The organism is Gemmobacter sp. (assembly GCF_016792925.1).
Lineage (GTDB): Bacteria > Pseudomonadota > Alphaproteobacteria > Rhodobacterales > Rhodobacteraceae > Gemmobacter.
Window position 1 is genome coordinate 1 of sequence record NZ_JAEULU010000306.1, and the last position, 6,377, is coordinate 6,377.

The window sequence follows — 6,377 nt, forward strand, 5'->3', positions numbered from 1 at the left end:
GGCGTGAAGGCGAGGCAGGCCGGACCGGCGCGAGATACCCGCAGCGAGACCTTTCCAAGGGTCAGCTTTTTAAGATGGCGGCCTTACTCTGCCGCCACCCGGTCCGCGCGCCGTCGGGCCTCCAGCGCGCGCACCAGCGGCAGGACGTGCTGGCCGAAATAGGCGACCTCTTCCTGAAAATGCAGGAAACCCAGCAGAACAAGGTCCGCCCCGGCCTCTTTCAGGGCCAAAATCCGCTCGGCCACTTGCTGCGGCGTGCCGATCAGATCGGTGCGGAAGCCGTCATTATATTGCACAAGATCGGCAAAACCGGATTTGGCCCAATTGCCTTCGCCTTCCGGGCTGGATTTGCCCGCATTCTTCACCTCATGGGCAAAACCCTGCACCGCCTCGGGATTGGCCTTTGCCACGATCTCTTGCACCACCGCGCGCGCGGCCTGTTCGCTGTCGCGCACCACGGCGAAGGCGTTGATGCCGATCTTCACCCGGTTGCCGGTCTCTGCTGTCTTGGCGCGGATGTCCTCGACCTGCGCGCGCAGCCCCTCTGGCGTGTTGCCATTGGTGAAATACCAATCCGACACCCGCGCCGCCATGTCGCGGGCCGCGCGGCTGGAGCCGCCCTGAAACACCTCGGGCAAGGGATGCAGCGGTTTGGGCTTCATCGTGTACCGGACAAAGCGGTAGAAATCGCCGCGGAAGGTGAAGTCATCCTCGGTCCAGATGCCTTTCAGCGCGCGAATGAATTCCTCTGACCGGCGATAGCGCTCGTCATGATCCAGCCACAGCTCGCCAATGGCCGAGAACTCGCCCCGGAACCAGCCCGAGACGATGTTCACCGCAATGCGCGCATCGGTCAGATGGCTGATCGTGGCGATCTGCTTGGCCACCACCGCCGGGTTCCAAGGCCCCGGCAGGATGGCAGCGATGACCTTCAACCGCGTGGTATGGGCCAGCAGATCGTGGCTGAACGCCACGGATTCGTGCTGGTTGTCGGCGCCATACCCGGCGGTGAAGCGGATCTGGCTCAGGGCATAGTCAAAGCCTGCCGCCTCGGCGATCTGGGCCAGCTTGCGGTTGTAGTCTGGCGTCCAGTTGGTGCGCTGCTCGATGTCGGAAATCACAAGGCCGCCCGAGACATTGGGCACCCAATAGGCAAACTTGATCGGGTCGTCGGTCATGATGGCCTCTTGTGCGGGTTATGCGGCGGCGCGGGGCAGCCGCAGTCGGGTGGGGAAAACGGCGTCGAACTGCGCGACCGCGCGCGCCAGACGTTCTTGCGTGGCGGCGCCGGTCAGGGCGCCCCCGGTGAAATCCTTGTCAGAGGCATGCACGGCAGTGGCGAGGCTTTGGGCCTCGAAAAAGGCCAGCAGCGGGCGAAGCTGGTGTTCCACCACCAGCGCGTGTTTCTCGCCGCCGCCCGTGGCCGCCAGCAGCACCGGCTTGCCGCGCAGGGCATCGGGGTCCAGCAGGTCGATCAGATGTTTGAACAGGCCCGGATAGCTGGCCTTGTAGATCGGGGTGGCCAGCACCAGCGCCTCCGCCGACAGCAGCCGGTCCAGCTTGGCCCGGGCCTCGGCTGGCAGATCGGCGATATGGCGCGCCGGGCCGAGAGCGGGGCCGAAATCGGTGATGTCCAGAAGATCGGTCTCGACATCCAGCCGCGCAGAGATCAGGTCGAGGGCGGTGGCGACCAAGGCGCGGGTTTTCGACGGGGCGGTGATATTGCCGGAAAGGCCCAGAACAAGCGGGCGCGGGGGCGCGGGTGTGGTGAGGAGGGGGCTGGCCATGCTGTGCATCCATAATCACGACTTCAATTCTAGATTTAAGCCGCTGGCCCGCCTCTTCCCATTCCAAAGACCGGCGGGTTTCAGGATGTTTCGCCTCTGGCCGGGCGCTGGCGCAGCGTATTTTTCCCGCCTGCAAGGCGGCTCGTCAGCCGGGCTGCGCCTTGGCCGACCGGCTGGCCTCTCGCGCCGGACATGATAGGGTGCATTGCACCCCTCAGCAGGACTGGCCCGCCGTGAAGCCCACCTTGCGCAGACATTTGCCCAACTTGGGCGCGCTGGCCACCTTTGAGGTGGCGGCGAAGTATCTGAGTTTTACGCTGGCCGCGCGCGAGCTGAACATCACGCAGGGCGCCGTTTCGCAGCAGATCCGGCAGCTGGAGGACCGGCTGGGCACCCCGCTTTTTCGCCGCAAGCACAATGCGCTGGAGCTGACCTCGCAGGGGCTTGACCTGTTCGAGGCGGTCTCGGCCGGGCTGGACCGGATCGGCGCGGGGCTTGGGCTGGTGCAGATACGGGCCGCGCCCGAGGCGGTGACGCTTTCGGCCACCGATGCGCTGGCGGCGCTGTGGCTCAAGCCGCTGATCGACGGGTTTCGCCAAAGCTGCCCGGAGGCGCGCTTTACCATCCTGGCCTCGGATGAGGATGATGCGCTCAGCCGCGATGCCGAGGTGGATATTGCGCTGCTTTGCGGCAATGAACGCTTTGACATCGGCGACGAGCTGCATCTGATGTATCCCGAAGTGGCGCAGCCGGTCTGCGCCCCGGCCTATCTGGCGGCGCATGGGCCGTTTCCCGATGCCGAAAGCCTGATGGCGGCGCGGCTGTTGCATCTGCATGAACGGCATTGGAGCGCGGGCGCCGTGCAATGGCATCCGCTGGGCTGGGCCGAATGGTTCGCGGCGCAGGGGCTGGTCTGGGGGCGCGCGGCGCCGGTGCTGTCGTCGAACAAGGTGGTGCTGCTGACTGAGGCGGCGGTGGCGGGCGAGGGCGTGATGCTGGGCATCCACAACCTTGTCGCCGGGCATATCGCCTCTGGCGCGCTGGTCTTTGCGCATCCCGCCTGCATCGCTTCGGGGCGATCGAATTTCATGCGGATCAACCCGGCCTCGCGCCAGCGCCCGCTGGTCGCCCGCTTTGCTGCCCATCTGCTGAATGCCCTGCGCGGGCATTAGCCCTTCTAATGCAGCGGGTCAGAAACCATCGTTTGCGCGACCGGGCGGCCCGGCGCCATATCTGTGGCATCAGGGCACAGAAGGACGAGGGATATGGGCTTCAAGCGCAAGATACAGGCCGTGGATACCCATGCGGGCATCCCGATGCGGGTGATCACCGGCGGCGTGCCGGATCTTCCCGGCGCCTCGGTGCAGGAGAAAATGCGATGGCTGGAGGCCAATGACGACCAGCTGCGCCTGCTGATGCTGCGCGAGCCGCGCGGCTATCCGGCGCATTGCTGCAACCTGATCGTGCCGCCCTCGCACCCGGAGGCCGATGCCGGATATATCATCATGGAGCAGGTCGAATATCCGATGATGTCGGGCGGCAATACCATCTCGGTGGTGACGGTCTTGCTGGAAACCGGCATGCTGCCGATGCAGGAGCCGGTGACCGAGCTGGTGCTGGAGGCCCCGGCTGGCCTGATCCGGGTGCGGGCCGATTGCGCCAATGGCAAGGTCAAGGCGGTGACCTTCCGCAATGTTCCGGCCTTTGCCGCGCATCTCGACGCCGAGATCGACGTGCCGCATCTGGGCCGGGTGCGGGTGGATGTGGGCTGGGGCGGCATGTTCTACGTCATCGCCAATGTGCGCCAGTTCAAGGGGCTGGAGCTGAAGCCCGAACACGGGCGCGAGATCGCGCGGATTTCCGCGATGATCCGGCAGGCCGCGCATGAGCAATTGCCGGTGGCGCATCCCGACTATCCGGGTGTGGGCATCACCATTTCGCAGCTTTCCGGGCCAAGCGACGATCCGAAGGCCGATTGGAAGAACGCCGTCACCATGGCCACCGGGCCGCTGTCCTGGGATGACCCCTCGACCTGGACCGGGGCGATTGACCGCTGCCCCTGCGGCACCGGCACCTGTGCGAAAATGGCGGTGCTGCATGCCAAAGGCGAATTGGCCATGGACACCGATTTCCGCCATCAGGGCATTCTGGGCACCGTGTTCACCGGGCGGTTGGTGGAGCAGGCGCAGATCGGCGCGCAAAAGGCGGTGGTGCCGACAATCAGCGGCAGAAGCTGGATTTTCGGGATGAACACGCTGGTTCTGGACGAGGACGACCCGCTGCCCTTTGGCTATACCATGGGCGACATCTGGGCCTGACCGGCTGCGGGGCGGGCAGGGCTATGGCCCGCCCGCGCCCGATGCGGTTTCAGCCCTTGCAGGCGCAAATCAGCGGATCATCCGGCCCCAAGACGCTCGCGCCTTCGGCCAGCCTGTCCATCGCGCGGGCCAGTTTCACGTCCAGTTCCGACAGCCCGTCGCAATCATGGGTGGTCAGGGTCACATCCACCAGATTGTAGACATTGCGCCATTCCGGGTGGTGGTTCAGCTTTTCCGCCGCCAGAGCCGCGCGGGACATGAAGCCCCAGGCCTCCGAGAAGTTGCGGAATTTCAGCGCCTTGCGGATGGCGTCGCGGCCCGGCACCTCGGCCCAGCCGGTGACTTGCAGCGCGGCCAGCGCCTCGGCGCGCGCCTCGGGGGACAGGCGCGGGGTCATGCGGGCAGCGCCGCATCATCCAGCGCACGGGCGCGCTGGCAGGCGGGGCGGTCGGTGACGCGGGCGACATAGGCGGCCAGTTCCGGCGCGTCGGCAATCAAGCCAAAGCGCATCGCCCAGCCCAGGCTGGAGCCGACATAGACATCCGCCGCCGAGAAACGGTCACCCGCCACATAGTCGCGCGCGGCCAGATGGCTGCACAGCGCGGCCAATGCCTCGGGCAGGCTGCCATAGCCCACCATGCCGCGCCGCTCGGGCGGCACTTCGACCTTCAGCGCAGTGTTCACCAGCGCGGCCTCAATGGGGCCTGCGGCGAAGAACAGCCAGCGGAAGTAATTGGCACGGTCGGGCGAGGACAACCCGGCCTCGGGAAAGGTATCGGCCAGATAGGCGCAGATCGCGGCGGCCTCGGTCACCACGCGGTCGCCATGGGTGAGGCAGGGCACCTTGCCCATCGGGTTGATCGCCAGATAGGCCGGGGCCTTCATGGTGGTGCCATAGTCCAGCCACACGGTTTCATAGGGCTGGCCCAGTTCCTCCAGCATCCAGCGCGCGGTGCGCCCGCGCGACATCGGATGGGTGTAAAGCGTCAACTTGTCCATAAGGCACCTCCGGTTGCGGGCAGAATGGCATCGGGGGGCGGGCGGTGCAAAGGGAAACTGCGGCGCCTAATCCTGTTGCAGCGGGCCGCGCCGGAAGGGGCCATAGGCGGTCAGCACCTCGATCTCCTCGCCGACGGCGGCGCGTTCCTGTGCCAGATACGCGGCCACGGCGCGGGCAAAACCCGGATCGCGCAGCCAGTGCAGCGAATGGGTCTGGGCGGGCAGATAGCCGCGCGCCAGCTTGTGTTCGCCCTGCGCGCCCGCCTCGACCCGGGGCAGGCCATGGGCAATCGCCCAGTTGATCGCCCGGTGATAGCAGAGTTCAAAATGCAGGCAGGGGTAATCTTCGATACAGCCCCAATAGCGGCCATACAGGCACTCGGCGCCGATGAAGTTCAGGGCCCCCGCCACCGGCCGTGCGCCGTCATAGGCCAGAAACAGCAGAATATCGTCGCGCATGGTGGCTTGCAGCGCGTCAAAGAAGGCGCGGGTCAGGTAGGGGCGGCCCCATTTGCGGGCGCCGGTATCCTGATAAAACGTCCAGAAGGCCTGCCAATGCGCGGGCTGGAGCGCCGCGCCGGTCAACGCCTCGATGCGCAGGCCATGGCTGTTGGCGGTCTCGCGTTCCTTGCGCAGCGCCTTGCGCTTGCGCGAGGACAGGCTGGCCAGAAAATCGTCATAGCTGGAGAAGCCGTTGTTCTGCCAGTGGAATTGCTGGGTGAGACGGGGCAGCAGGCCCTCTGCCTCGCCCGCCATCGCCTCGGCCTCGGTGCAGAAGGTGATGTGCAGTGAGGACAGATTGTTTTGTTCGGCAATGGCCGTGGCGGCGTTGATCAGGGCCGCGCGCCCCTCGGCCTCATGCCCCGGCAGGGTAAGCAGGCGCGGCCCGGTGACCGGGGTGAAGGGCACGGCGATTTGCAGCTTGGGGTAATAGCGCCCGCCTGCGCGCTCATAGGCCTCGGCCCAGGCGTGATCGAAGATATATTCGCCCTGACTGTGCGATTTGGCGAACATCGGCGCGGCAGCGATCAGGCGGCCATCGCGGTGGATCAGCAGCGGATGCGCCTCCCATCCCGTGCCGGGACCGATGGAGCCGGAGGTCTCCAGCGCCAGAAGGAAGCGATGGGTGGTGAAGGGATCCCCCCCTTGCGCCAGCGCGTCCCACTCGGCGGCGGGGATGGCGGCGAAACCGGGGGCGAGGCTGGCGGTTTGCGTCATATTGGGGGGCGTCACGGGCGGGTGCGTCACGGCGGGTGGTCCTTTTGCCGGAAAC

General features: G+C 66.3%; 7 protein-coding genes. 2 read left to right on the top strand and 5 right to left on the bottom strand.

Annotated elements, in window-relative coordinates; translation table 11 throughout:
- Positions 1–83: 83 nt before the first annotated feature.
- Both sfnG and JNN06_RS14830 read right to left on the bottom strand, forming a co-directional pair.
- On the bottom strand, positions 84–1,178 hold the full coding sequence (sfnG, locus tag JNN06_RS14825) for a dimethylsulfone monooxygenase SfnG (protein WP_291240367.1): 1,095 nt from the start codon (positions 1,176–1,178) through the stop codon (positions 84–86).
- An 18-nt stretch (positions 1,179–1,196) separates the two neighbouring features.
- Entirely contained in the window at positions 1,197–1,787 is a 591-nt protein-coding gene (locus tag JNN06_RS14830) for an NAD(P)H-dependent oxidoreductase (protein WP_291240368.1), read from the bottom strand.
- 257 nt (positions 1,788–2,044) lie between these two features.
- Between JNN06_RS14830 and JNN06_RS14835 the strand changes: the two genes are divergently transcribed.
- The gene (locus JNN06_RS14835) at positions 2,045–2,959 is read left to right on the top strand and encodes a LysR family transcriptional regulator (protein WP_291240369.1); all 915 of its coding nucleotides are present in this window, start codon (positions 2,045–2,047) and stop codon (positions 2,957–2,959) included.
- 93 nt (positions 2,960–3,052) lie between these two features.
- Positions 3,053–4,105, top strand: a complete 1,053-nt coding sequence (locus JNN06_RS14840; protein ID WP_291240370.1) for a proline racemase family protein — start codon at positions 3,053–3,055, stop codon at positions 4,103–4,105.
- Between the two features lie 49 nt (positions 4,106–4,154).
- Here JNN06_RS14840 and JNN06_RS14845 read toward each other — a convergent pair whose 3' ends face one another.
- From JNN06_RS14845 to JNN06_RS14855, 3 genes are all read right to left on the bottom strand, one after another.
- Entirely contained in the window at positions 4,155–4,502 is a 348-nt protein-coding gene (locus tag JNN06_RS14845) for a 4a-hydroxytetrahydrobiopterin dehydratase (RefSeq protein ID WP_291240371.1), read from the bottom strand.
- On the bottom strand, positions 4,499–5,104 hold the full coding sequence (locus JNN06_RS14850) for a glutathione S-transferase family protein (protein WP_291240372.1): 606 nt from the start codon (positions 5,102–5,104) through the stop codon (positions 4,499–4,501). The genes JNN06_RS14845 and JNN06_RS14850 overlap by 4 nt, the downstream gene beginning before the upstream one ends.
- Before the next feature lie 66 nt (positions 5,105–5,170).
- Entirely contained in the window at positions 5,171–6,322 is a 1,152-nt protein-coding gene (locus tag JNN06_RS14855) for a GNAT family N-acetyltransferase (RefSeq protein WP_291240373.1), read from the bottom strand.
- Positions 6,323–6,377 lie beyond the last annotated feature (55 nt).